Source organism: Clostridia bacterium, assembly GCA_012840125.1.
Classification (GTDB): Bacteria; Bacillota; DULZ01; order DULZ01; family DULZ01; genus DULZ01.
This window is the reverse complement of record DULZ01000010.1, coordinates 1-26288: the sequence shown is the minus strand read 5'-3', so window position 1 is coordinate 26288 and position 26288 is coordinate 1. Positions and strand designations below refer to the sequence as shown.

The window sequence follows — 26288 nt, the reverse complement described above, 5'->3', positions numbered from 1 at the left end:
TTCCCCGGGCAAACTAGGGATAAAAGCGAGGTGATGTCTTTGAAAGACGCCGTGTGCGACGGCTACTGCCCTTTATTCGGAGACGGAACATGTGATATGGGGACCGTAACCGGCGCCGGGCCGGTAAACGGTTGTGCCTGTTATAGAAGGCATCAAAGAAACAACAACTCTCTGGCGGTGCACCCGGACATATAATTAACTCTCCGAATCATGGGCTTAAGCCGGCCTATACCCACTAAGAAAGCCGGTATCAATGGAATGCCATTAATACCGGCTTGCGTTATGATCCCATCAGGCTTGGTAGATAGGTAGCCAAAGGAGGGAAAATCATCAAGATCACAATACAGGCCACAATTGCCAAGAGGAACGGCCAAATGCCTCTAAAAATCGTTTCCAGGCTGACCTCCGGCGCTACTCCTTTGATCACGTAAACATTCATGCCCACCGGAGGTGTAATTACTCCCATGGCCACTACCATCACGATCATGACCCCAAACCAAATCGGGTCATAGCCAAGGGTATCGACCACCACCGGGTAAAAAATGGGGATGGTCAACAGCACCAGGGCCAGGGAATCAATAAAGCAGCCAAGGATAAAGTAAATCACCAGCACAATCCCCATGATGGCAAAGGGCGGCCAGGACAGGGAACTGGCCCAGTTAGCAAACTCGAAAGGCACCCGGCTTACGGCCATGAAGCGCCCGAAAACAACGGCTCCGGCCACTAGAAGCATGATCATGGCTGTCGTCCTGGTGGTATCCAGCAGGGATTTTTCAAAACCTTTCCAATCGAGCTTCCTGCCGACCAAAGACACCAACAGTACTCCGCCGGCTCCCACCGCACCTGCTTCCGTAGGACTGAACCAACCGGCAAACAGCCCGCCGATGGATAAGCAAAAGACACAGACTACTTCCCATAGACCGCCCTTTAATGAGGACAGTCTCTCTTGCCAGCTAGCCTTGGGCCCGGGCGGGGCAATGCCGGGATTGCGCAGAGCCAGGATGTAGACCACCAGCATGTACAGCAGCGCCAGCAGCAAGCCCGGGAGCACTCCTGCCATGAACAGCTTGCCGATGGATTGCTCCGTGGCAGTGCCGTATATCAGCAAGATGACGCTGGGGGGAATGAGAACCCCTAAGACACCGCCCGCCGCCACGCCGGCCGTGGCCAAGGAAGCATCATAGTTATATTTTTTCATTTCCGGCAGGGCAATGGCGCCAATGGTAGCCGCCGTCGCCGTATTGGACCCGCAAATGGCCCCGAAAATGGCACAGGCCCCTTGGGTGGCCATGGCCAGCCCACCCGGCAAATGGCCCATGAGCTTATAGGCAAATTGATACAGCTGGGTGCCGATGCCGGAATAATAGGCGAGAAAACCCATCCAAATAAACATGACGATGACGCTTAGAGTGGCGGACGAGAAATTGGCATAGATCTCCGTCGCCAGCATGCGCAGGGCGGCTTGCGGGCTGGTCAAGATGCTGAAACCGGCAAAACCCACCAGCGCCATGGCCAGGGCGATGGGCATGCGCAAACCCATGAGAACCAGCAAAGCAATGATGCCCATACAACCGATGGCAAACTCACTCATCCCCACGACCGCCTTTGCCCAGGCCCTGCACCAGCTTTAGCACCTGCACCAGGGAAAAAAGGAAGAAGCCCAAGGCCACCAGACCGATAAAGGGATGAACAGGGGTCTGGGTGGTAGGCGAAACCAAACCGCTGGCGGCGGTGGTCCTGGCATACAGGACCAGGCCCCAGGTACAGGCGCCCAAGAAGATGATGGTCACCAGGCGGATGACAGCATCAACCAGTAACCTGACCCTTGGGTGCAGCCGTTCCACCAACAGGTCAATGGCAATGTGGCCGTTGTGGGCGGCACACAAGGCCAGGGAGAATCCAACGGCCACGGCAAACAACATGCTGACGTACTCCAAAGCACCTAGAATCGGCTTATTGAACAAGGTACGCATGATCACATTGGCCACCACCAGCAGCATGGCCGCGGTGACCGCCAGCCCGGCAATCCGGTCCAGCAGTTTGCTGGTACTCATGACCAAGCTTGCCAAAGGAGTTCCCGTTAACCATTTTGGCCAACTGACGGAAGTATCATAACGAACGGTTCTTTCCGATGCTTGTTTCATATCAGTCCCACCTTATGCAACTTAAAATTCCTGGTTGTATTTTGCTGCCAAAGTCTTGACTAGCTCTAAAGCTTTGTCGCCCGGCAATCCCTGCTCCCGCGTATTGGCCAGATACTCGTTCTGAATCCCTTCCACTTGTTTAATCCAGCGCTCCGTTTCCTCAGCACTGAGCTCAATGACTTCCATCCCCATCTCACCGACGGCGTATTCAAAAGCTTGCTCGTTTTGCCAATCCCACAATCCTACGGCGACATTATTGAAATACTCCTCATTCACTTTCAGGATTGCTTCCTGCACATCCTGCGGGAGGGAGTTCCATTTGTCTAAATTCATGGTGATGAAGAACAGAGTATTGTAAAGAAAAGGAGTTTTCGTAATATAATCGGTCACTTCAGCAATTTTCCATCCTTGCAGGATTTCCATGGGCCCCATGTTACCGTGGACAACCCCTTTTGCCAACGCCTCGTAAGCTTCCGACTGGGCCATGGCTTCCGGCACCGCCCCTAACGCCTGCAGTGTCTTGGCGCTCAGCCCGGTGGCTCTAATCAACATGCCCTGCAGGTCATCCAAATTCCGCACCGGCTTCTTGGTGAACAAATCCCCGGAACCGGTGGCAAACACCATGAACAGTTTGGTATCCTGCACTTCCTGGGGGTTCAGTTCCTGAATCCCTTCCCAGGCCACTTGGCTGGCTACTTTGGAATTCTTGTAGATGATTCCGGGCAATTCAAAAGCTTCCAACACCGGGAACCGTCCCCTGGTATAGGAAAAGCAAGATAAACCGATATCGGCAATACCGTCTACCACGCCGGCATAAATATCCGTGGCTTTGGCCAGGGTTTCCCCGGGATAAGTGGTGATCCGCACCCGTCCCCCGGTGGCCTCTTCAATGGCCTTGGCCCAGGGCTGCAGCAGTTCCGTTTCTACCGGGTGCACGCTGGGGAAGAAATGAGCCAGCTTCAGCTCCACTACCTCACTGCCCTGCTGTCCTCCCCCGGAGGAGCAGCCCGCCGCCACTCCTGCCAGTACCAATAAACCGATGAGCAATAAAAAACCTGCCATCCTACCGTACAACCTTCTCTTTACCATCAATTCATGCCTCCTTAACACTCTCAAGCTGAACTTAATAAAAAAGCTCCCGATAGGGAGCTAATCAACCAACGGCACAAAAACACCCATGCATCATGAATACATGGACAAGGGTGTACCCACCCTTTCCGTTGCGAAATCCTACCGTCCTCACCGTACTACCCAGTATGGAATTATGGCCGCTTTCTTGCTTAATATAATAGACAATGGCGGGAGTTTCGTCAACAGGTTGGTGGTTTTTTTTCGCGCCGGAATCTGGTATGCTAGTAGAAGCGGCCGCTTGGCAAGACACCACCGGGCAACCGGTGTTAACTGTATGCGTAAATCATCTTTAGTCATTAGGGGGGCACAGTTTGCAGGAGACAGTTTTGGCAGTCATCAGTCAATACGGTTACCTGGGCGTATTCCTCTTGATCGCCCTGGAAAACATTTTCCCGCCGATCCCGTCGGAAGTGATCCTTACCTTCGCCGGCTTTATGACCACCATGACGCCTCTAAAGGTCTGGGGGGTTGTCGTGGCGGCTACCCTGGGATCTGTTGCCGGGGCTATTATCCTCTACAGCTTGGGACGCCTGCTCCATGTAGACCGCCTGGAAGCGCTGTTTGGCGGTCCCGTCGGCAGAACCCTGCGCCTGAAGAGGGAAGACGTGCGTCTGGCGGAAAGATGGTTTCACCGGCACGGCAGCGCCGCCGTTTTTTTCTGCCGCTTTATTCCCATCGTGCGCAGCTTGATTTCCGTACCGGCCGGGATGGCCCGGATGAAATTCACCTTCTTCCTGGTTTTGACAACAATAGGTACCTCTATTTGGAACTTAGTCCTGGTTTATCTCGGCCGGGCCGCAGGCCAGGCCTGGGAAAAAATCGCCGGGTATTTTGACACCTATTCCACCGTTGCCCTGGTACTGCTGGTTATCCTGACCCTGGCGGTGGTGGCCGTATTCATTAAGAAGCGGTTCCTAGACCAATAGGAAATCCTCCTTGCCGTTCCCGGCAGGAGGATTTTCCATTTTATACGGCTTCGCTTAATTTCTGCTCCGCTTCCTCCAGCTGTGCTTCCGTCAGCCCTTCTTTTAACAAGCGATACTTGATGGCCTCAGCCCAGAACTCGCATTTTTCCGCCATCTTGCGGTATTTCTTGTGCTGGGGCCCTTTCCGGCGCGCCCGGTCAAAGGCGTTGGCCGCCACGATGGAAGTAATATACCGGGCTTTGATTAAAGAGGCGTGATCCATCTCCTGGTAGTTTTGCTGCAGGTACCCGATCACGTCATTATAGTAAGATTCGAACTCTTCAAAGGAAATCTCCGTATCCATGTTCAGGTACTCCTTGAGCTTCTCAAACTGCTGTTCCAACTTGCAACCTCCATTTCTCCTGATACTTTACCACCCATTATTTTAGCGAAGGAAACAGCAGAACACAACACTCTATTCCACCAGGAGTTTCCCGTTTTCGATGACCTTTTGCCCATCCAGCCAGAGGGTGGGTTTGAGGATGACGCCGTCCAAATGACTGGGCACTTCCACCTGCCCCCCAAAGGTGCTGTTGTCGCCCAGGGCAATGTGCACCGTACCCATGGCTTTTTCGTCCTCCAGCACCAGGCCGGTGATCCGGGCAAACTCATTTAAGCCGATGCCCAGTTCCGCAATATTCCTCGCCTTTTCCCCGTGGGGAGCCAGCAGTGCTTCCAGCCGGGCCGCTTCCTGCCCCCCGGTGATGCGCACCGCCGTCCCCTGCTCCACTTGGATGCGGATGGGCTGGGTGAGCAACCCAATCCCGGCCATGGACCCGTCTATAACCAGCCTGCCCTCAGCGGTGCCTTCCACCGGCGCCACAAAGGCTTCGCCGGCAGGCAAATTGCCGAAGGCCCCGGGAAAGGACAAGTCTCCTCCATCCGCTGTCGCCGGCCGTCCCTCAATGGAGAAAGTTAAATCCGTGCCGGCCGGGGTGGTAAGGCGCACCTCCCTGGCGTCCCTTAACAGGGCGGCATACCGCCGGGCCCTGGCTTTTAACCCTTCATCTACCCCTTGCAAGGTCCGGGCCATGGCTTCGGCCGTGATGCCGGGCATGGAAGCCACCCTGGCGCCGCGGTTATTGGCTTCTTTCCTGGCTTTGGTGTGGGAGAGGGATTTGGAAGTAGCCAGGACCACGGCACCGGCCGCCAGCATCGCCTGGGCCACCATGGCCGGCGGTTCTTGGCCGTTGGACTCCCTGGGGAGCATCTCCATCAGGACCGCTTCCGCCCCCAGTTCCCGGGCTTGCGCCCACAGGGCCTCCCCAACGGCGCGCAGGGGTTCATCGATGACAACCAATACGTTCTCGTTTCCTTTGACGCCTAAACAATCAGCCAGCACCACCCTGGCTGCCTGTGCTAAACCGTGCAAATGTAAAACCTCCCGTGTTCAAGACTTAACAACGATATTCAGGGTGTAGCCACAATACCCGCAAGCATTTTTCTCAAGAACGGTCTTCACGACCCAAAAACCCTTTCTTTCAATGACGGGCCGGCGACACTGGGGACAGTAGGTAGGAGACCCTCCCAGTTCAGGGGCGTTGCCCAGGTATACATGGTGGAGTTTTTGCCCGGCAATTTCTTTCGCTTTGAGCAAGGTTTCCCCAGGCGTGGGCGGGAGTTCCAACCGGTAATGAGGTACATAGCGGGACAAGTGCAGGGGTACCTCCGCCCCCAACTCCGTTGCCAACCAGGTCACCAGCGCCTCAATTTCCTCTTCCCCGTCGTTCAAGCCCGGCACCAGCAGGGTGGTGATCTCCACATGTTTGCCCGCCCGGTGAGCTTGTTTGGCTCTGTCGAGTACCGGCCGGTAATCCCCACCCACCGTCTTTTGATAGAATTCCCGGTTGAACCCTTTGACATCAATATTGAGGGCATCGATATAGGGGAGCAGTTCCTCGAAAGGCTCCGCCGCCATAAAGCCGTTGGTCACCAGTACATTCTTTAAACCTTGCTCATGGATCAACCTGGCAGTTTCCAACACAAATTCATACCAGACGGTGGGTTCCGAATAAGTGTAGGCAATGCCGGCGCAACCATGTTCTTTGGCCCGCACCGCCAGCTCCGCCAGTTCTTCCGGCTTCACCTGAAACAGGACCGGATCGCCGTGGGCCAATTGCCAGTTTTGACAAAACTTGCACCGGAAATTGCAGCCCAGGGTTCCCACGGACAAAATGGAGCTGCCGGGATAAAAATGATACAAAGGTTTTTTCTCCATGGGATCCAGCACCGGCTGGGTACACAGGCCGTAATTGCGGGTATAGAGCATCCCGTTCCGGTTGTACCGCACCCGGCACAGGCCCGCTTGCCCCGGGGCCAGCCGGCAGTGATGGGGGCACAGGGAGCAAACCGTTCTTTGGTCTCCCACGGAGCGGTACCACAGAGCTTCACGCATGGCGGACCTTCCTTTCTATGTAAAACGGGTGACCGTAAACCGTTCCAGTTTCACCGGCTCCCGGGGTCCAATACCTGCTTTCCGCCGGCAAATCTCCACCTGCTGCTCAGCGGTATTGACCCCTTCCAGGGCCGGCAGTAACAACCCCCGCTTGCCGCCGCTGCTGACGATGACACCGTATTGCTGGGGGTCCAAATCCGCCAGGCCGGCCACCGGCTCCGGCTGCCCCAGTACGTCCACGGAAATGGTCAGTTCATCCAGCTCATCCCTTTCCACCGGTTCAAACCGGGGATCCTCCAACGCCGCCTTCAGGGCGTTGGCGATGATCTCGTCTCTTAAACTCGGTGTCGTCAGGGCGGTGGTGCCGATACACCCCCGCAGCTGCCCGTCCTTTTTCAAAGAAACAAAGACACCGGCCCGGGGCGGTAAATCAGGGGGCAGCTTAATCTCCGTATCCCGGAGCATCTTACCCGTGTCGTAATAATGCTCCAGGCTTTGCCGCGCCAGCTGCACCACCGGCGATTCCGCCTGCTTTCTGGCGGCGCGCCTGGCCTGCCGTTCCTGCAAGAGCCAGTCCAGCAGCTTACGCTTCTCAGCAGGGGAGCCGGGTATAAACCGCGCCACCAGGTAACCCACGCCAAAAGGAGCCTCGTAGGAGAGCACCCGGTGGTCCACTTCGTAACCGTCCAGGGCACCTAAAGCCATGACAATGGCCCGGTAACCGCATTCTCCCGCCGCTTCCCGTAGTTCCTCAGGTATCGCCAGAATACCCGGCACGTCAAAGGCTTCCAGCAGCCCCTTGAGGGCCAGGTCGAATTCCTGCCCACGGGGATCGTATCCTGCCGGCGCATCCGGCGTCACCCGGTGGGACAGGTCGCTGCTGGCAATCACCGCCACCCGGCGGGAGGATTGCTTGATGGCCTCTTGCATGGCGATGCCAAACTCGTACAGCCGTTCCCGGCCAAAGAGCCCCATGTTCACCTGCAGCAGCCGCGGTTTCGGCTCCAAATGCCGGAAGAAAGACAGCGGCGCCACAATGCCGTGATCCAGCTGGGGGCTGATCCCGTACCTTCGGGCCAGGTCCGGCTCCAAATGATGGGTGGGTATGTTCCGCTCCCAAGCGCAGCGATAAAGAAGCTCCGCCAGTTCCCGGTCCCTTTCGTACTCCAGCCGGACCTGAGGGGCGCGAAACCGCCCCAAATCCCCCGCCAGGGTATCTTGAGCCGGCATGGTAATAGCGTCGGAGAACAGGGCTCCATGGGGCGTAATGACCACCAGAGTGTCCGGCTGCAGCTGTGCCAGGTTCCCGGCCAAGGTCTTCATGCTGTCCCGGGTTGCCTGCACTCTCAACTCTTCACCCCGTCCCACTTCCTCCACCATGACCGGCGGGTGAGGTACAATAGCCGCCATCACCAGTTCACCCACGGCAAAAACCTCCTTCCTGAGCATATCATTCACATCGTTTCCTGTTTTGTTTCCACGTCCCCCCGGGCTTTGGGCCGCCAGAAGACTGCTTTACGCGGGGAAAAAAGAAAAGCCAGCAGGAAGATGCCGGTGGCGCAAAGCACAATGGCGGCGCCTGAGGCCAGGCCGTACTGGTAAGACAGCCACAAGCCGGCAAAGGAAGAGACCAGGCTGCTGGCCACACTGATGAGCAGCATCCCTTTGTAGTCTTTGGACAGCTGGTAACCGGTGGCCGCCGGCGTTACCAGCAAGGCGGACGCCAGCACAATCCCCACGGTCTTCACCGCCACCATGACGGTCAAAGCCAGGGCCACCATCAAACCGTAATAGAGGATACCCACCGGCAAGTTGCTGGCATAGGCCAGCTCCTCGTCAAAGCACAGGCAGAGCAGGGCCTTGAAGGTCGCCAACAGGAAGACCAGCACCACAGCTCCCGCCCCGGCCAGCAACCATAGATCCCCCGTGGACACCGCCAGCACGTTTCCGAAAAGGTAGCTCATGGCATCGCCGTAATAGCCTTTGCCAAAGCTCAAGAAAGCAATACCCATGGCCATGGCCCCGCTGAAAAAGATCCCGATGGCCGTATCTTCAGGCAGGGCTCCCCGCCGGCTAATCCAGGCGAGGAACAGGGCCACCGCCAGGGCAAAGACACCTGCCGTCCCCAGGGGATTTAGCCCCAGCACCAAGCCGAAAGCCACCCCGCCAAAAGCGGAATGGGAAATGCCGGCACCGATAAAGGACAATCTTTTCAGCACCACAAAAAACCCGGCTACCGCTGACACCAGGCTCAGCACCAAACTGGCCAGGACGGCTTTTTGCATGAAACCGTAAGACAACATTTCCACTTTTAATCCACCACCCGGAGAAAAGCCTGAGTCTTAACCGCGGCGTTAGGGCTGCCTTCATAGGCTACTTTTTGGTTTTCCAGCAGGATCACCCGGTCGGCATGGGCTACGACGGCCTCCAGGTCATGGGTGACGATTAATACCGTCAAGCCCAGTTGGTGCTTTAAGTCCTTTAACAACCGGTAAAAACGCTGCCGCGCCGTGACATCCAAACCGGTAGTGGGTTCATCCAACAATAACAAGCGGGGCCGGCCGAACAGCGCCCTGGCCAGGAAAACCAGCTGCTGCTGGCCCCCGGACAGCTCCCCGATGGGCCGGTGGGCCAGATCCAGCAGGCCGACTTGGGCCAGGCACCACTCCACCCGCTCCATGTCCTCCCGGCGGGGACGCCGGAACAAGGACCAGGCCGTCCGGCCCAGCTGCACGGCATCAAAAACCCGCAGGGGAAAATGCGGGTCGAAATGGCTCTTCTGCGGCAGGTAGCTGAGGAGTTTCCGGTTTTCCTTGGTGAGGGGTTCCCCAAAAACCTTGACCATTCCTTCTACCGGCTTCATGATCCCCGTCAGCACCTTCAGGAGGGTAGTCTTCCCGGCGCCGTTGGCACCAATCAGCGCCGCCAATTCTCCTTCTTGCACCCGAAAGCTTACTTGATCCAGTATAACGTGATTACCGATACAGGCTTTTAGACCCGCCACCTCCAAAGCCAGCATTAGAATTCCAGCGCCTCCTTCATCACGGTCAGGTTGTACCGCATCAGCGCCAAGTAACTGTCACGTCCCTCTACTCCTTCCCCGCCGATGGGATCCAGGATTAACACCCGGCCGCCGATTTCCTCCGCCAAAAGCTCTGCCGGCTGCGGGTTAAACTGGGGCTCGATGATAACGGTTTTTACCCCTTCCCGTACCGCCAGGTCCGTCAATTCTTTCAGCCAGCGGGCAGAGGGTTCCTGGCCCGGATATGCCAGGACGCTGGCCACTTCTTCCCAGCCGTAACGCCGGGTCAGGTAACCCCAGGCGGCATGGAAGGAAATAAACCTCGGTTTTTCCGGCCCCGCCGTCGAAGACAGGAACTCCTCATCCAACTTGCTCAGTTCCCCTTGCAGCTTATGCAGGTTCTCCTGAAAATAGTCAGCCCAGGCGGGCCACAAGCGGGACATTTCCCCGGCCAGCCTAGGCGCGATCTCATCCCGGACCAGCACCGGATCCAACCAGACGTGGGGATCGCCCTCCTCTCCTGCATGTTCGTGTTCTTCACCGTGCCGGTCATGCCGCCCCGCTAAAGGAAGCAATCTCAATCCGTCCGTAACCGCCAAAGCCGGCACACCGGTGCCCGCCGCGGCCAGGAGCTTTTGTCCCCAGACATCCAAACCCGCCCCCACGGACACGAAGAGACTGGCCCGGCTCACTGCCTTCATCTCCTTCGGCGTAGGCTCAAAAGTATGAGGACTGGCACCGGCCGGCAGTAAAGCCGCCACCTCCACCTTGTCTCCCCCGATCTGGCGGACCAGGTCAGCCAATGGAAAAATGGTGGCCACCACCAGGGGCTTGGCTGCCGTCCCGGCACCCGGACCGGTACTCATTTCACCGCTGCCGGGAGCACAACCGCCGGCCAGCAGACATATAGCCAATAAAAAAACAATCACCGCTTTGCGCATGGAAAACCACCACCGGATCATGGCGTCTACTTCCAGTATTACCGGATAGCACCCCGGATACACCCGGGACCGGTGTATTTCATTCAAGTAGATTGTACTCCTCCTCCTTTTAACAGTCAACGTGACAAGACACGGCCTGCCCGGCGGGATCACCTAACAAAAAAGGCAACCGGTATCACCGGAGCGAGCCGTACCTGAGCTGCCTCCGGTCCATACCGGCTGCCCGGGAAGACGGCACAGCCTCTGGCCTGTGCCTACCCCTTGCTTAAACCATCAATCGAGGCCCAGATCTCGCCTGGCGCTGGCCAGCAACTGAGCCCCGCCCAGGTTTTCAAAATCCCGGTAAACAGGCTGCATCATTTGACGCCAGCGTTCTTTTTCCTCCGGGGTTAACCACCAGGCTTCCACCCGGCCGGTGCCCAGGATGGCTTCCAGGTCAGCTGCATTTTGCTCCGCCGCCATCTCCCGCTGCCACTGGGTAACCTCCTCCATGGTTTCCTCGATGATCAACTTGATATCCTCCGGCAAGTTATCCCAAAAAGGACCGTTCACCAGAACCACGTAGCCTAAGAACCCGTGATTGCTGATCGTAAGATAGGGCTGCAGTTCATAGAACTTCTTGGAATAGATGTTGGAGGCGGAGTTTTCCGTTCCCTGGACTCTTCCTTCTTCCAGGGCTTTATAAACATCATCGAAAGCATAGGGCACCGGTTCCGCGCCCAGCAAGCGGAACTGCCGCTCCAGCACCAGGCTGCCCGGCATCACCCTGAACTTGATGCCCCTAAAATCCTCCAGTTTTCGCAATGGGACGGTGGTGGTAATCTGTTTAAACCCGTTGTCCCACATGGCGATGGCTTTGATCCGGTGAGGTTCCAGCATTTGAAACAACTGCTGCCCCACTTCCCCGTCCATCACCCGGTGTACTTCTTCCTCATTCAGGAAGAGAAAAGGCAAGTCAAAAATCTGCCACAGGGGGAACTTCTCCGCCACTTTCGCCGTGGCGGGGGCGATCATCTGCACCTGTCCCTTGACTAGAGCTTCCATTTCTTCCCCATCCTTATAGAGGACGGAATTGGGATAAACCTGCACTTCCACCCTCCCGCCGGTCCTTTCCTTCACCAAAGCGGCGAAACGATTGGCCGCTTGCCCTTTCGGTGAGGATTCCGCTACCACATGGGAGAACTTGATCACTATTCTTTCCTCGTAACTTACCTGCTCCAAGTCCATGGCCCGCGTCTGGCATCCGGACACCAACGGCAGTAAGAAAAGGCAAATCAGGCAAAAGACGTACACCTTGTTCATCATGGCTAACACCTTTTCGCTATTTGAGGCGATACCGGTTGACCGGCCTGCCGACGGAGCCGTACTGCAGTTCCAGTTCCGCTCGGCCCGTCTTCTCCAGGTATTCCAGATAGCGGCGGGCCGTCACCCTGGACAAACCGACTTCAGCGGCCACTTCCTCGGCGGAATAACTCTTTCTCCCTTTCACCAGCAGGAGCAAAACCTGTTTCAAAGTGGTTTCCGTCAGGCCTTTCGGCAGTTCCTCCTTCACCGCCTTAACTTTGCCCAGTCCCATGTTATCAATGTCCGCTTGGTTCAATGCCTCTTTTTCCTGCAGGCGGTAGTACATCTCCCGGTAAGATTCCAGGGAGCTTTTAATCCTTTCAAAACGGAAGGGCTTGATAATATAATCCACCACCCCGTAGCGAAAACCCAGCTGGATGGTCTCCACATCCCGGGCGGCCGTCACCATCAGCACATCGGTGGGCAGCTCCAAACGCCTGATTTCCTGCAGCACTTCAATTCCTTTCTGATCCGGCAAAAACACATCCAAGAGCAGCAGCTGCGGGCGCAGCTGGCGCACCAATTCCAATCCCTCGGCGGCATGAGTCGCCGTGCCGAGAATGCGAAAGCCTCCCACTGCTTCAATGTATTGCTGGTTTATTTCTAACACCATTGGGTCATCTTCGACGATCACGATACCGATCATGGCTCTCGACCTCCTGTGCCAACAGGTAAACGAACCGTAAAGGTAGTCCCCTGGTTCTCAATACTCTCCACTTGTATCTCCCCCCGGCAGCTCAGCACCGCCTGCCGGACCAAAGCGAGGCCGTATCCCCGTTGGGTACCTTTGGTGGAAAAGCCCTGCACGAAGATCCGGTCCCGGATGGCTGCCGGTATGCCCTGACCTGTATCCCGGATCACAATTTCCAAAATGCCCTGCTCCTCCCGCAGGGAGCAGTAGACTTTTCGCCTTTCGGCAGGCATGTCGGCCACGGCTTCCATGGCATTTTCCAGCAAGTTGCCCAGAATGATAACCAGCGGCGCACTCTCTCCCTGCTCCGGCCAAGAAGACATGCGGCTGCGCCGGTCTATTACCAGCTCAATCTGCAGCTCTTTGGCGCGGCTGTACTTGCCTAGCAGCAGCCCGGCCACGCTGTAGTCTTTGATATTCCGTCCCAGAAAAGTAGTCAATTCCTGCTGTTCCTCGCTGACGGCGAAAATATACTCCATGGCTTCTTCATAGCGCTTCAGCTGCAAAAGGCCGGCAATGGTATGCAGCTTATTCATATATTCATGGCTCTGGACCCGCAAGGCCTCGATGAACTGTTTCACCCCCGTCAGTTCCTCGGCCAGGCGGCGCACTTCCGTTTTGTCGCGGAACAAGGAAACAGCTCCGACAATTTCGCCCTTCACTTTGATGGGAAAGCGGCTGGTCAGAATCACGGATTTGCCGATGGGGCGTTCCTGGTTGAACACCGCTTCCCCCGTAACCGCCGTCTTGGGCAGGCGGGAATCGGGGATCACTTCCAGGATGGGTTTGCCGATGACATCACCGGAAACACCGGTCAGCCTTCTTGCCGCTTCATTAAACACGGTAATCTTGTGTTCCCGGTCAATAGCCACAATACCGTCTTCCAAAGCCTGAAAAATCGCGATTCTTTCTTCCAATAACTGGGCAATCTCCCAGGGCTCCAGGTTAAATAGAGTTTTCTTAATATCTTTGGCCAGGTAAACAGAACCGATAAAACCGGCCAGGATGCCCACCAGTAAAGAAACACCGATTTCCCAGCGAATATCAAACAGGATCTGCCGGAGAGTCGGCGTTAACACTCCCACCACTACCACGCCGACTTGGGTTAATCCTTCATCGGTTTTCACCGGCACGAAAGCCCGGATCGACGGGCCAAGAACACCTTCCGCCCGGGACAAATACTCGTGGTTGGCAAAAGCGGGGCCTTCATCCCCACCGCCGAAGGTGGTGCCAATGTACGACTCCAGCGGGTGAGAATACCTGATCTTGTTCATATCCAGGACGACGATATACTCCACATTGGTGGCCAACCTGGTCCGCTCGGCAATCGGTTGAATGACTTCACTGCCGCCGGGCTTGCCTACGTTTTGCTGGATTTCTTCCATTTGCGACAGGGCTCGCGCGATGGCCAGGGCCCGGTACCCGATTTCCTGCTCCAGGCTCCTGGCGTAATGACCTACCAGCACCACAGCTCCCAGCACCAGGGATATCAGCACCACGCTAAAGGCCAGCCAGGTAATCTTGGCCTGAAGGCCCAAGGGCTTGAGGAGCATTTCTTTCCCCCTTATACAGAATTGATTGAATAGTTCGACTCATATCGCCGGTTTTCCTCCGCCATTCGCCAGCCAATTTCTGCTAGACAGGCCCGGCCTCCGGCCCCCGTCCCCCACGGCCTGCCCGGATAACGAATCCGATCATGCCGGTAGTTGCCAAACGGCTTTCCTTGGATTATGCTATTATTGCCCCACATTTCATATTTTGGAAGGATTGCCCATGGAATGGTTGTTTAAGCTCCAAGGTTATCCCCTAATCCTGCTCACCACCCTGATGGAAGGGATAGCCATTCCCCTGCCGGGCGGACTGCTGCTGGCCTGGTCCGGCTTTATCCTGGGCCGGGATATGCAGGATTTGGCCGCGGCCACAGGCTTGGGGGTGGCCGGTTACATGGCAGGCGCTATCATTCCTTATCTCTTGGGTCGCTACGGAGGGCGTCCCGCCGTGGAAAAGGTTTTTCGCCGTTTTCGCCTGCCGGCCGTCTATCTCGATACAGCTCAGGAGTGGTTTGATCGCTACGGATTAATTATCGTGGCCGTCAGCCGGCCTTTCCTGTTTGGCAATTATGTCTCTTTCATTGCCGGTATGGCCAAGACCAGGTTGATCCCGTTCCTAATCTGCACGGGACTGGGGATTGCGCCCTGGATATTCGCGTACCTTTACCTGGGTATGATCCTGGGTAAGCACTGGCTCCAAGCCGTAGAAATTGTCAGCCAGTATGCGCTGGTGGGTTTCAGCCTGATTCTGTCACTGGTGTTGGTTTTCTGCCTGACACGCCGGTTAGCGAGAACCAGCCGCTGAACATTGGAGGAGGGAAACATCTTGATCATCGATTTTCACATCCACCTGCTGCCGGAAGAAATAGGAACAGACCCGCCGGCCTTCGCCGCCGTTGATCCCTACTTCGGTTACCGGTTGGTGGATACACCGCGCCGCCGCGGCGGGCACCGCTGGGTGAACTATGACGAAGCTGCACGGGACATGGCTAAAACCGGGGTGCAGCGCGCCGTGGTCCAGGGCTGGCCCATGATCTCCTACGAAAGCTGCCGGAGGCAAAATGAGTATACCTTGGCGGCCATGCAGGCTCACCCGGACCTTTTTATCGGGTTTTGCACGGTGAATCCAAATGACGGGATTAATGCCCTGCGGGAGATCGAAAGGTGCATTGCCGCCGGGATGAAAGGCGTCGGCGAATTAGACCCGGAGGGGCAAGGGTTTCGCCTGGATGATGAGGATTTCTTGCGCATCTGTGATTTATGCATCGAACTGGACGTACCCATTACCCTGCATGCCGGCGAACCGCTGGGGCCCCGGTACCAGGGCAGGTCTACCGTGCCTTTACAGCAGTATGTGGACCTAGCTCAAAAGAAACCGCTCTTGAAAATGGTGCTGGCCCACTGGGGCGGTGGCCTGCCCTTTTATGAGCTCTTAAAAGGCTTGCCGCAATGCCTAGCCAATGTTTATTACGACACCGCCGGCCATACCAAGCCCGGCTCGCCGAAAATGCTGGCGGACACCGTCTGCATCACCGGGGACCGGAAGATCCTGTTTGGCTCCAATTACCCGTTGGTGTTCAAGACCGCCGGCCCGGAGGAACCGGATTACGGCTCTTGGCTGGCCGGCCTGCAAGGGGCAATTGCCGGCCAGCCGGCTTTACACAACGTCTTTTACCACAATGCCGCCAGGCTCCTCGGGCTCGAAAAGGGAGGGGAGGAAGAGTCATGCCGGGCATAATCGATATTCATACCCACATGTTTCCCCTGGACGTGATCAAGAACCAGGAAAAGTACTGCCGCCTGGACACCTATTTCGGCCTGCTGGCGGACCCCAAATGCACCCTGCAGCGTTATGCCACGGCGGAAGAAGCCGTTGCCCTGGCCGATGCCGCCGGGGTGGAAAAAATCGTCATGCAGGGCTGGTACTGGCGGGATCACGGCCTGTGCCAGTACCACAACGATTACATGATGGAGATCATCAAGAAATACCCGGACCGGTTCGAAGCCTTCGCCAGTGTAAACCCCAAGGCCGGTTGGCGGGCGGTTTGGGAAGTGGAAAGATGCTACCGGGCCGGCTTTATCGGCGTGGGGGAAATGGGCCCCGGCGCTCAGGGCTGGGAACTCCGGGATCCCCAATTCCGCCAGGTCATGGAAGCAGCCGATGCCTGCGGGATGCTGGTCAATATCCATGTAGGTGAGCCGGTGGGCAGGATCTACCCTGGCAAAGACCCCACCCCCTTAGCCGGCTTCTATGATCTGGCCAGGGAATTCCCCAACTTGAAACTCATCCTGGCCCACTGGGGCGGCGGACTTCCCTACTATGAGCTCTGGCCGGAGATTAAGGCGGCCATGCAAAACGTGTATTACGACACGGCCGCCAGCCCCCTCTTGTACGGCAGCCGGGTCTTCCGTGCCGTATGCCGCCTGGTGGGACCGGAGAAACTCCTGTACGGCTCGGATTTTCCCCTGCTCCTCTACCCCAAACGGCAAAAGGAGGCAGACTTCGCCATGTTCCTGGACGACATCAAGACCAACGGGGGCCTCACGCCGGCCGAGGAGCAGATGATCCTGCGGGACAACGCTCTAAAACTAATGGCCCAAGCGGGCTTAAGAGCCCAAGCATAAGGACAGGGACCCGGGCGCTTTTCCGGGTCCCTGCAGCTTGTTGACAGGCTGTTCCTTTGCATACAGTCTAAAGGGACCCGCTGCATCTCCGGGTCCCTGTTCATTTAGCTAAATAGCCCGCGTAAAGTAAGCCAGATGGAATGGAAAAACACTTTCAAGAAATTCCCTCTGGGGACTTCCTCCTTTGCCACCAGGGGGTACCTTTTCTCCCCGTCCCGGGTTTGCACCACCAGTTCCCCGATCTGATCCCCGGCTTGGAGAGGGGCCTCCAGGTACTTGGGCAAATCGGCTTTGATTTCCGGGTTTTCACCCTTTAAGACCGTCACCAGCAAATCTTCAGGCAGCACCGCGGCCACCCGTCCCTTCTTGCCCTTGTAGACACGGACGGTACCGTATTCTTGTCCCTGATCGCCCACTTTCAGGGCTTGATAGTTGTTGAAACCGTAGGTTAAGAGGGCATATGCATCGGCTTCTCTTTCTTTTTCGCTGCCGGCGCCCAGAATCACCGCCAGCAAGCGGTAGCCGTCTTTCTGCCCGGTGGCGATCAAGTTATAAGTCCCGGTCAGCCTGCCTGTCTTGAGGCCGTCAATTTCCGGGTACTTGAGCAGCCCGTTATAGTTTTGCTGCTTGATATTGTTGTAGGTGTAACTGGGGGTGGAGTGATACTGCAACATTTCGGGGAAGCGCAGCAGGTAATGCCGCGCCAAAGTGGCCAAATCTTTAGCGGTGGAATAATGATCCGGGTCTCCCAACCCGTGGGGATTAACGAAATGGGTATTTTCCATCCCCAATTCCTTGGCTTTCGCGTTCATCTGATCCGCAAAGGCACTCACGGAACCGCTCAGCCGCTCCGCAACGGCCACGCAAGCATCATTGCCGGACACGATGGTAATACCTTTGATCAGCTCTTCCACCGGCACCCTGGTATCCACTTCAATAAACATTTTCGAGCCGGTGGTGCGCCAGGCGTTTTCCGAGATCAGCACCTCCTCCTCCAAGCTGATCTTGCCCTCTGCCAGGGCCTCATTGAGCAAGTAGAGGGTCATGATCTTGGTCAAACTGGCCGGTTCCCAGCGTTCGTTTTCTCCTTTGGCATAGATGATGTCCCCGGAAGTCACATCCATCAGCAGGGCCACCGGCGCCGTAACTTCCGGCGGAGGGGGCCCGGCGGCCGCCGCCGGTACGCCGGGAAAAAAGGATAAGATGAGGGCAGCAACCAAGCAGAGATACAGGGTCTTTCTAGCCATCACAACCACCTTCCTCAAGGGGACTGATTTCTCTTAATAACCTAACCAATTCCCTCAAATTGGAAACATTGTCCACCATCTCCACATCCCGGGGCTCAAGACAATTGAAACCGATAAAAGGTATCCCGGCCCGGTTGGCCGCCAACCCGTCAATCCAGCTGTCGCCAACGAAAAACACCCGGTCCACCTGTTCCCGGTATTTTTCCTTGAGGCGCAGGAGCCCTTCCGGATCCGGTTTCAGCCTGGTCACCTCTTCCCGGGTCATGAGAGTATCGATGTATTGGTCCAGGGAAAACTTCCGCAGCACCGTGGTGGCTACCAACCGGGTATTGTTAGTCAGAATACATAAAACAAAACCCCTGGCTTTCAGTTCCGCTAACACTCCCGGGGCTCCGTCCTCCACCGTGGCCCGGGCCATGCCTTCCATTTCCGCCTCCTCGACTTTGCGCCAGAGTTCTGCCCCGTGACCGGTCCCGTGCTCCCGGTCGAACAAGTCGGCCAACTGCAGCAGCTGGGAGACGGACATGGCCGCCAGTTCCCGGCCATCCCGGGCAATACCCCGGTCCACCAGTTCCCTTCGCATCCACTTCCCCAAAGTGTCAAAATCAATTTTAGAGTGTACCAGCGTATCATCCAAATCGAAGATTAACAGTCCTTTACCGGCGATGGTTCTTCTCCTCCATTCCCAATTTGCCTCTTAAATCATCGATAAACTGCCGCGCCGTGCGGCCGGAAAAGCCGTTATGCCACAGAGCCCATTTCAAAGCCGCTTCTCGCAGTTGTTCCGGCTCCATCCCCAGCCCTGCCTGCTCCGCCAACCCGGCCACAATGGCCAAGTATTGTTCCTGATCCGGGGAAGTAAAGGTAATGGTCATGGCAAATCGATCCGCCAAAGACAGTTTTTCCTGCAGGGTGTCCTGGGCCCTGACCTCCCCGTCACCGGTAAATTCCCGGTCACTGAACCGTTCCCTGATGAGGTGGCGCCGATTCGAAGTGGCGTAAATGAGCACATTGCCGGGCCGGGCTTCCAAGCTGCCTTCCAGCACCGCTTTTAAGAACTTGTAATCCACTTCTCCCTCTTCGAAAGATAAGTCATCAATGAAAATAATGAACCTGTGCGGGCGATACCGGATCATATCCAACAGCTCGGGCAGCCGGTTCAAGTCCTGCTTGGCCATTTCCACCACCCGGAGCCCCCGGGGACCATACTCATGCACCAAAGCCTTAATGGTGGAAGACTTGCCCGTACCCCGGTCGCCGTATAACAGCAGGTTGTTGGCCGGAAACCCCCTGACGAACTGTTCGGTGTTGCGGACCACCTGCTGCCTTTGGTTTTCATAACCGATCAAATTGGCCAGCCGGATGGGATCCGGCTCCAATACCGGTTTCAGCCGGCATCCCGCTTCGTTCACCTGGAAGCGAAAGGCATAACAATAGCTAAACGCACCGGTGCCGACGGTATGATAATAAAACACCAGAGGCTGCAAGAGCTTATCCCAAGCCACCCCGGACTGGAAGGACTGCTTCAACTGGAAGGCAAACCCGGCATCACCGGAGGAGGATTGCCCTCCGGGCTCCCAGAGGGAAAAATCCCATCCTTCGGCCCCGCCACCGGCGGCAAAGGAAGCCGCCTCCATGGCCTGCCGCAGCACGGCAGCGTCCAGGTTATAGAGACACTGCAAGTGGAGCAGGTCCCTGGCCGCTGCCTGAATCACCGGTTCCGGCAGCCCTTCCCAGTCCCTTTGGGCCGCCTGCCGGGTAAAGGGGTTGTCCAGCAGGAGCAGGCTGTCCAGGAGATAATCCTGCCAAAGGCTACCCACCGGCGGAAAAGGAGTTTGGAAAGAATGCTCCAACAACCTCCCCACCAACTCGTGGTAATATGTTAACGCCCTGTCCCAGGCCCCCTGCGCACCAGACAATTCCCCCAAGAATTGCTCCAGCACGGGGAAAATACCGTCTTTTTGTCCAATATCCCGCAACAGGGTCAGCTTTTTCAGGGCGAGGCGTGCCTGCACCAACATGTCGCCGTGACCTGTCACTGTCATCCCTCCCACCGGTTCTCGTCTCACATAAGGGTATTATACCACTTTTACTCCGGGGCAAAAAGTAATACCACCGGCCATAAACTTGTTGCCGCAAAACTCATTCAATTACGAATTTTGTTTATTCTGATAAATTATGCTTGTCTTTTTCAAGAAAAAGGAGTAGAATGGAACTGTCGTGAAAATTTCATATTGGAAAAGGCAGAGTAGGGATCACGCGTTAAGTGCCGGGAGATGGGAAGTTGCTCCCGGACGAAAGAGGCGTACCGCCTCTGCGGTGTTGATCTCGCATCCGCTGCCACATTAAAGATTGCGAAAGAGGTCGCCTCTTTTCTCTTTGGTGTGGCAAGTCTGCCTACCAAAGGGAAAGGAGGTGTTCGTTTGTGAAGCTGAATATCAAAGTCTTACCGGTACTGGCCATGTTGATTGCCGTCAGCATTATCCTGACCAGGACCATGGCGGTCATGCTGCCCGTCGCCGGCGCCATGACACTAAGGCTCAGCTTCGGGGAAATCCCGATTATCCTGGCCGGCATTCTCTTCGGCCCCCTGGCCGGATTCCTTACCGGCATCGCAGCAGATTTGCTGGGCTACATGATCAACACTTTCGGCGGGGCCTACATCCCCGGTCTCACCCTGAGCGCCGGGTTAACCGGTCTCCTTCCCGGCTTGCTGCTGCGGAATGTGGATAAAGAGCTGACTTTCTTGCGGCTGCTGGGGGCTATCGCTCTGACCGAGGTAGTGGTCTCCATTTGCCTCAACACTTTCTGGCTCTCCTTGGCCATGGGAGTACCCATGGTGGCTTTGCTTCCGGCCAGAACCCTGGCCAGGTTACTCCTCATCGTTATTTACACACTGGTCATCCATACTGTGGTCAATCGCTCTTTCGTCCTGAGCTTAAGAGAACGTCAAGCATAACAATAGGCACCGTCACCGGTGCCTATTTTATGTTTTAGTTAAATCCTTTTCCCGCCAGCAGGTGATAAGAACCAAAGATCAACAGCACCACCACGGCGCCTACGGCCAGCCAGATTAAACTGGGGCCGCCCACCTCGAAGGCGGTCACCGCCACCAGCACCGCCAAAGCGCCCTTAACCGCATGGCGGATCCGGTGGGGCCTGCCCCAGGCCTTGACGGAATGATAGATTTCAAAATACGAATAGGCCAGGGCCAGGACGGAACCGAGAATCATCAACAAAGAACCGATAAGTACTTTGCCCAACACACCTTCCAGCTGCACCACTTGTTCCGCGGTCACCGCCAGGGTAGGCACGTAGTCAGCCGAGGAAGTTACATCATAAGGCACGATGAAATAACCGGCCACGACAAAGACGGCCCCCACCACCAGCGGGATCACCCGGAACTGAAACTTTTCAAATACCGGCGGCATTTTTGTCCCCCCTACATTAATCTTTCTCTTGGTGATCTTTATGAAACAACACCGCCGGTTATGCAAAAAATGTATTCCCCCGTTTCCCGCTTACCTAAAAAGCTGCCGCGGACCAAGACAACCATTCTTTAAGAGCATCAACGGGGCTGCCTCCTATTTCAGGCCCAGGATTTCTTCGATCCGGGCTCTAAACTCATCCTTGGCTGCCAACCGGTGATGGCGCACCTCTTTCCGGTCCAATCCTGCCAACCCCGGGTGCACCGGCATACCGGTAAGCCGTGCCAGTTCCTCCAGCATGGCAAACTCGTCCAGACCCTGCAAGCTCTCCTCCCCGGCAATGGCCATGAGCACACTGGCATTGAATTTAAAGGGGCTGGCGGTGGCCGCCAGTACCGTCACCCCGGTATCCCCGGTCGCCCGGCGGTAGTCCCGGTACACTTTCATGCCGACGGCGGTATGGGGATCCAGGGTATAACCGTATTCCCGGTAAACCTCACGGATAGCCTCTAGGGTTTCCGCCTCGGTGGCATAACCGCCCCAGATCACCTCATCCATGGCCTCTTTCGTCCGGGGATCCACGGCGAAATATCCTTCCGCCTGCAGGGACTCCATCCACCTCTGAATGGCGGCGGCATCCCGCCCGTTCATTTCAAAGAGAAACCGCTCCAAATTGCTGGAAATCAAAATGTCCATGGAGGGGCTGATGGTCGGGCGGAATTCGCGCCGGCGATCGTAAGTCCCGCTGGCGAAGAAATCCGCCAGTACTTTGTTCTCATTGGAAGCGCAAATCAACTTGTGCACCGGCAGCCCCATGGCGGAAGCATACCATCCCGCCAGGATGTTGCCGAAGTTGCCAGTGGGCACCACAAAATTGATCCGGTCTCCCAGGGTGATCACGCCCCGGGCTACCAACTGCAAATAAGCGGAAAAGTAATACACCACCTGGGGCAGCAGCCGGCCCCAGTTGATGGAGTTGGCAGACGACAATGCAAAACCCTGCGCGGCCAGGTAACCGGCGTAAGCCTTGTCCCCGAAAATGTTTTTTACCCCGGTCTGGCAATCGTCGAAGTTCCCTTTCACCCCGACCACATAAGTGTTGGCGCCGTCGGTGGTGGTCATCTGCAGCTGCTGGATCTTGCTCACCCCTTCATGGGGGTAAAAAACGATGATCCGGATCCCGGGTACGTCTTTGAAACCCTCCAGGGCGGCTTTGCCGGTGTCGCCGGAAGTAGCCACCAAAATGACTGTTTCCTCTTGGGAACCTACTTTCCGGACCGCCCTCGACAACAAGTGCGGCATCAGCTGCAGTGCCACATCCTTAAAGGCCGCCGTAGGGCCGTGCCACAATTCCAGGATGTGCAGCCCGTCCTCCAGCCGGCGCAAGGGCGTCACTTCCGGGGCGCCGAAACTGCTTTCATTGTACGCTTGGGCTACGCAAGACCGGATTTCACTCCCTGTGTAATCATCCAGGTAACGGGCTAGGATCGTCTCAGCCAGTGCTTGATAAGAAGTACCCACCAAACTCCCTATTTCCTCAAGGGAAAGCCGGGGAATGGCTGTGGGGACAAACAATCCCCCGGCGGGTACCATACCCACCTTGATGGCTTGCGAGGCCGATATTTCCGGGTAATTTCCCCTGGTGCTGATGTACATCGGTTCCACTCCTTACTTTACTCTGTCTTCTCCTCCCGCTGCAAAGAGAGAAGCTTCGCACAGTATTCGATGATTTCCCGCCGGCGCACGATGCCGATGAACACGTCGTCATCATCCACCACCGGCACAAAATTCTGTTCAATGGCTCGCTCAATTAAATCCCCGATGGTGGCATTGATGCGCACGGGATGATTCTGCCACCTCAAGGGTACTTCCGTCAGCGGAATCCGGTTTAGACTTTCAAAAGTGAAGTCAAAAGTATTTTTTATTTTCCACAGCAAGTCTCCCTCGGTTAAGGTGCCCACGTACTTACCGCATTCATCGATGAGGGGGACTGCGGTATAACGATGGTACTCCATTTTCTCCAGAGCTTGCCTCATGGTAGCGTCATAGGGCAGGTAAACCACATCCTGCTTAGGAATCATAAAAAATGAAATGTTTGCCCGTACCACTACGCAACTCTCCTTTCCGATGATCCTCCAGCAAGCCTACAATACACTATAACACAACTTTGCAAAAAGACCTATTTCATTATAACACCCGGCAACCTCTTTCATAACCACTTCCAACCGGCGGCCGGGCACCGGTTCTACGCTTCGTATTAATTCCCTTACACCTGCTCTGACTCCTGCCGGCGGCGGATTTGTTCCTTTTCGCTCCAGCCAATTCAGCCTTTTTTGCAAGAACAATCATTTCGCCGACTATATGTATAACGAAAGTTTTTATGATTTTTTTTGTAAACCAGCAGGATATTCCTGCTGCTATATAGAATATTTGAGGAAATATTATCTGGTTGTTTTTAATTACATAACATCACGCTTGGAGGTGAAATCTCTCTCCAAAAGCGGCCGATTAAGGGATAGTGTTCACATTACTTATCATCAAACGGAGGTGTCCTTACGTGCAGAATAACAACCTTTCCCGCCGGAAATTTATGGCTCTTGCCGCGGGAGCCGCAGCCGCCGGCAGTGTTTTTGGGCTCAGCGGCCTCAAATTAGCCTCGGCCGCCACCAGTGTCAACATCCTAGTGAACGGAGTACCGGTGAACTCCAAAGGAGCCAAAATCGAAGACGGCACTACCCTGGTACCGGTGCGGTTTGTTTCCGAAGCCTTGGGTGCAAAAGTGGACTGGGACGGAGCCACCAACACGGTGAGAATCACCACCGAGGCCGGTACCGCCGCTACCCCGGGCGTTCCGCCGGCCCTGCCCTGGACATATGTGGAACTGGACCCTGCTGAAACGGCCAAACTGGGTTATGAGTTTTATTTTTCCCACGGCGGTTGTGCCAGCGCAGCTTATCTGGCCATCGTCAGCCAATTAAAAACAAAAGTGGGTTATCCCTGGACTACCCTGTCCGATGACATGTGGCGGTACGGCGCGGGAGGCGCCGCCGGATGGGGTACCCTCTGCGGTGCATTAAACTCTGCCGGCATGGTGCTGGGGTTGGCGGCAGGCCCCCAAGACGGCAATGCCATGATTAACGCACTGTACGAGTGGTACTCTTCTACCGAATTGCCGACGAAAGCCCACGAAGCTTACTGCAAGTACCCCGACCAAATCACGACTGTCCCCAGGTCTCCTTTGTGCCATATTTCAGTCAGCGTGTGGGCCAACGAGGCCGGGGTCTCTGCGTCCAGCCCGGAAAAGATGGATCGCTGTGCCAAGGTTTCCGGGGATACAGCCGCCAAAGTGGTAGAGATGCTCAACGAGTACTGGGCCAGGGGAGGCAAGCTTGATTTTATCACCGTTTGGGAGCCGAAGGCGGAATTTGCCCACTGCGCCGGCTGCCACACCCTTAACAATGCTTCCCCCAAAACCCAACAGGGCAAGATGAACTGCATCACCTGCCACGACGACCACACTAAATAGGCGGCGTCAAAATGCCGTAAACTTCACTAATTTTTGGTTCCGGTCTCCACACTCCTTTTACGCTGCCCGGGTTAAAAGAACCCGGGCAGCTTTGTGTTTCTCCAGCCCAGCTCGGCGCATCTTTGGAAAATTTAATAATATTAGAAAGAATTTTTCCGTTATTGTTAAAGGAATCCGAAAACCGGCGGCGAATTATAAATTTCAATATCGCTAGTTGTTGCGGGCTAATAAAGATTGTGAAAAAAGAGACTTTCCCAAGAGGAGGTGAAGAAGGAAACAACCGGGGAGTAAACGGCTCCAATTGTTACGCTTTAATTAAGAATAATTAACAAGGAGGTTGCATAGGTATGGAGAAAGAAAAACTGTCCCGCCGGAAATTCATGGCCGTAGCCGCGGGAACGGCCGCTGCTACCAGCGTTTTAGGCTTGGGCGGTTTGCAGCTGGCGCGGGCTTCTGATGCCGTCAAAATCATGGTCAATGGCCAGCTGGTCAATTCCGCCGGCGCCATGATCAAAGACGGCACCACTTTAGTACCCATCCGCTTTGTTTCGGAGGCACTGGGTGCCAAGGTCGATTGGGACGGGGCCACCAGGACGGTACATATCAACACCGGCGCCGCGGCCCCTGCACCTGCCGGCGATCCCGGTACTCCTCCTCCCTTCCCCTGGCCCTGGGCGGAACTGGATCCCGATGAAGTGGCCAGACGGGGCTACGAGTTTTACTTCTCCCGGGGCGCCTGCGCCAACGCTACTTTCTACGCCATCGTGGATCTATTGCGGGAAAAGGTGGGCTATCCCTGGACCACCCTGCCCGACAACCTGTGGCTGCAGGGCTCCGGAGGAGTGGTGAGCTGGGGTACCATTTGCGGCTCCCTGAACTCGGCCGCCATGCTCATCAACATGGTAGCGGGGAAAGACTATCCCGCCCTGGTGGATAACCTGCTGAGCTGGTACTGCCAGTTTGAGTTTCCCAGCGAGCGCTACGAAAGCTACTGCAAGTTCCCGAAACAAGTCACCACGGTGGCGGGTTCCCCCCTGTGCCACATGTCGGTGAGCAAGTGGGCCCGGGCCGCCGGCGTCTCCACTTCCAGCGATGAGAAGAAGGACCGCTGCGCCAAGCTTTCCGGCGACGTAGCCGTTTATACCTTGGAACTCCTCAACCGCTATGTCAAGGAAGGCAGCGCCGCTTTCGCCGGCAAGTGGGAACCCTACGAAGAAGCCAAGCATTGTACGGCTTGCCATACCACTTCCAGTGTCGATATCGGTCCTTCCCAGCAAGG

The 26288-nt window shown here is 56.1% G+C and carries 26 protein-coding genes; 7 read left to right on the top strand and 19 right to left on the bottom strand.

What is annotated here, in order from left to right; all coding sequences use genetic code 11:
- Positions 1 to 280: 280 nt before the first annotated feature.
- The 3 genes from GXX34_01320 to GXX34_01310 are packed head-to-tail and all read right to left on the bottom strand — an operon-like array spanning position 281 to position 3233.
- Complete coding sequence (locus tag GXX34_01320; GenBank protein HHW06167.1) at positions 281 to 1591, bottom strand: TRAP transporter large permease; 1311 nt, start codon at positions 1589 to 1591, stop codon at positions 281 to 283.
- On the bottom strand, positions 1584 to 2144 hold the full coding sequence (locus tag GXX34_01315) for a TRAP transporter small permease (protein ID HHW06166.1): 561 nt from the start codon (positions 2142 to 2144) through the stop codon (positions 1584 to 1586). Before GXX34_01315 ends, GXX34_01320 begins: the two co-directional genes overlap by 8 nt.
- Positions 2145 to 2165: 21 nt before the next feature.
- Positions 2166 to 3233 carry a TRAP transporter substrate-binding protein gene (locus tag GXX34_01310; GenBank protein HHW06165.1) on the bottom strand — a complete coding sequence of 356 codons (1068 nt, stop codon included), beginning with the start codon at positions 3231 to 3233 and terminating at the stop codon, positions 2166 to 2168.
- Positions 3234 to 3586: 353 nt separating this feature from the next.
- Between GXX34_01310 and GXX34_01305 the strand changes: the two genes are divergently transcribed.
- Positions 3587 to 4201 (top strand): DedA family protein, encoded by a 615-nt coding sequence (locus GXX34_01305; GenBank protein HHW06164.1) that lies wholly within the window; start codon positions 3587 to 3589, stop codon positions 4199 to 4201.
- A gap of 40 nt (positions 4202 to 4241) precedes the next feature.
- On the opposite strand, the gene GXX34_01300 is transcribed toward GXX34_01305, so the two are convergent.
- The 10 genes from GXX34_01300 to dcuS form a co-directional block, all read right to left on the bottom strand.
- Entirely contained in the window at positions 4242 to 4583 is a 342-nt protein-coding gene (locus GXX34_01300) for a hypothetical protein (GenBank protein ID HHW06163.1), read from the bottom strand.
- A gap of 72 nt (positions 4584 to 4655) precedes the next feature.
- Positions 4656 to 5612 carry an aminopeptidase gene (locus GXX34_01295; GenBank protein HHW06162.1) on the bottom strand — a complete coding sequence of 319 codons (957 nt, stop codon included), beginning with the start codon at positions 5610 to 5612 and terminating at the stop codon, positions 4656 to 4658.
- Positions 5613 to 5630: 18 nt separating this feature from the next.
- Positions 5631 to 6635: an AmmeMemoRadiSam system radical SAM enzyme gene (gene amrS / locus GXX34_01290; protein HHW06161.1), complete on the bottom strand. Its 1005-nt coding sequence runs from the start codon at positions 6633 to 6635 to the stop codon at positions 5631 to 5633.
- A 15-nt stretch (positions 6636 to 6650) separates the two neighbouring features.
- Complete coding sequence (gene amrA / locus GXX34_01285) at positions 6651 to 8045, bottom strand: AmmeMemoRadiSam system protein A (protein ID HHW06160.1); 1395 nt, start codon at positions 8043 to 8045, stop codon at positions 6651 to 6653.
- 44 nt (positions 8046 to 8089) lie between these two features.
- The gene (locus GXX34_01280) at positions 8090 to 8944 is read right to left on the bottom strand and encodes a metal ABC transporter permease (GenBank protein ID HHW06159.1); all 855 of its coding nucleotides are present in this window, start codon (positions 8942 to 8944) and stop codon (positions 8090 to 8092) included.
- A gap of 2 nt (positions 8945 to 8946) precedes the next feature.
- Positions 8947 to 9654, bottom strand: coding sequence for a metal ABC transporter ATP-binding protein (locus tag GXX34_01275; GenBank protein HHW06158.1), 708 nt, complete (start codon positions 9652 to 9654; stop codon positions 8947 to 8949).
- On the bottom strand, positions 9654 to 10685 hold the full coding sequence (locus GXX34_01270) for a zinc ABC transporter substrate-binding protein (protein HHW06157.1): 1032 nt from the start codon (positions 10683 to 10685) through the stop codon (positions 9654 to 9656). The genes GXX34_01275 and GXX34_01270 overlap by 1 nt, the downstream gene beginning before the upstream one ends.
- Before the next feature lie 186 nt (positions 10686 to 10871).
- Positions 10872 to 11903: a TRAP transporter substrate-binding protein gene (locus GXX34_01265; GenBank protein ID HHW06156.1), complete on the bottom strand. Its 1032-nt coding sequence runs from the start codon at positions 11901 to 11903 to the stop codon at positions 10872 to 10874.
- Positions 11904 to 11919: 16 nt separating this feature from the next.
- Entirely contained in the window at positions 11920 to 12588 is a 669-nt protein-coding gene (locus GXX34_01260) for a response regulator (GenBank protein HHW06155.1), read from the bottom strand.
- Entirely contained in the window at positions 12585 to 14186 is a 1602-nt protein-coding gene (gene dcuS, locus GXX34_01255) for a two-component system sensor histidine kinase DcuS (protein HHW06154.1), read from the bottom strand. The genes GXX34_01260 and dcuS overlap by 4 nt, the downstream gene beginning before the upstream one ends.
- Before the next feature lie 220 nt (positions 14187 to 14406).
- Between dcuS and GXX34_01250 the strand changes: the two genes are divergently transcribed.
- From GXX34_01250 to GXX34_01240, 3 genes are read left to right on the top strand one after another with little or no spacing between them, the layout of a single operon-like run.
- Positions 14407 to 14988, top strand: a complete 582-nt coding sequence (locus tag GXX34_01250; GenBank protein HHW06153.1) for a DedA family protein — start codon at positions 14407 to 14409, stop codon at positions 14986 to 14988.
- Positions 14989 to 15009: 21 nt separating this feature from the next.
- Positions 15010 to 15921: an amidohydrolase family protein gene (locus GXX34_01245; GenBank protein HHW06152.1), complete on the top strand. Its 912-nt coding sequence runs from the start codon at positions 15010 to 15012 to the stop codon at positions 15919 to 15921.
- Positions 15909 to 16808: an amidohydrolase gene (locus GXX34_01240; GenBank protein HHW06151.1), complete on the top strand. Its 900-nt coding sequence runs from the start codon at positions 15909 to 15911 to the stop codon at positions 16806 to 16808. The genes GXX34_01245 and GXX34_01240 overlap by 13 nt, the downstream gene beginning before the upstream one ends.
- A gap of 104 nt (positions 16809 to 16912) precedes the next feature.
- On the opposite strand, the gene GXX34_01235 is transcribed toward GXX34_01240, so the two are convergent.
- The 3 genes from GXX34_01235 to GXX34_01225 are packed head-to-tail and all read right to left on the bottom strand — an operon-like array spanning position 16913 to position 20094.
- Positions 16913 to 18055, bottom strand: coding sequence for a D-alanyl-D-alanine carboxypeptidase (locus tag GXX34_01235; GenBank protein ID HHW06150.1), 1143 nt, complete (start codon positions 18053 to 18055; stop codon positions 16913 to 16915).
- Entirely contained in the window at positions 18048 to 18692 is a 645-nt protein-coding gene (locus tag GXX34_01230; protein HHW06149.1) for an HAD family hydrolase, read from the bottom strand. The genes GXX34_01235 and GXX34_01230 overlap by 8 nt, the downstream gene beginning before the upstream one ends.
- Before the next feature lie 19 nt (positions 18693 to 18711).
- Entirely contained in the window at positions 18712 to 20094 is a 1383-nt protein-coding gene (locus tag GXX34_01225) for an ATP-binding protein (GenBank protein HHW06148.1), read from the bottom strand.
- A gap of 386 nt (positions 20095 to 20480) precedes the next feature.
- On the opposite strand from GXX34_01225, the gene GXX34_01220 reads away from it, so the two are divergent.
- The gene (locus tag GXX34_01220; GenBank protein ID HHW06147.1) at positions 20481 to 21014 is read left to right on the top strand and encodes a folate family ECF transporter S component; all 534 of its coding nucleotides are present in this window, start codon (positions 20481 to 20483) and stop codon (positions 21012 to 21014) included.
- A 34-nt stretch (positions 21015 to 21048) separates the two neighbouring features.
- Here GXX34_01220 and GXX34_01215 read toward each other — a convergent pair whose 3' ends face one another.
- From GXX34_01215 to GXX34_01205, 3 genes are all read right to left on the bottom strand, one after another.
- A complete protein-coding gene (locus GXX34_01215) occupies positions 21049 to 21486 on the bottom strand; it encodes a hypothetical protein (protein ID HHW06146.1) in 438 nt (145 codons plus the stop codon).
- A 153-nt stretch (positions 21487 to 21639) separates the two neighbouring features.
- Positions 21640 to 23139, bottom strand: coding sequence for a threonine synthase (locus GXX34_01210; GenBank protein HHW06145.1), 1500 nt, complete (start codon positions 23137 to 23139; stop codon positions 21640 to 21642).
- A 17-nt stretch (positions 23140 to 23156) separates the two neighbouring features.
- Entirely contained in the window at positions 23157 to 23564 is a 408-nt protein-coding gene (locus tag GXX34_01205; protein ID HHW06144.1) for a CBS domain-containing protein, read from the bottom strand.
- 476 nt (positions 23565 to 24040) lie between these two features.
- Here GXX34_01205 and GXX34_01200 point away from each other — a divergent pair, with 476 nt between their 5' ends.
- Together GXX34_01200 and GXX34_01195 are read left to right on the top strand one after the other, a co-directional pair.
- Positions 24041 to 25009 carry a split soret cytochrome c precursor gene (locus GXX34_01200; protein ID HHW06143.1) on the top strand — a complete coding sequence of 323 codons (969 nt, stop codon included), beginning with the start codon at positions 24041 to 24043 and terminating at the stop codon, positions 25007 to 25009.
- A gap of 347 nt (positions 25010 to 25356) precedes the next feature.
- On the top strand, positions 25357 to 26288 hold a 932-nt coding region (locus GXX34_01195; GenBank protein ID HHW06142.1), incomplete at its 3' end, for a hypothetical protein.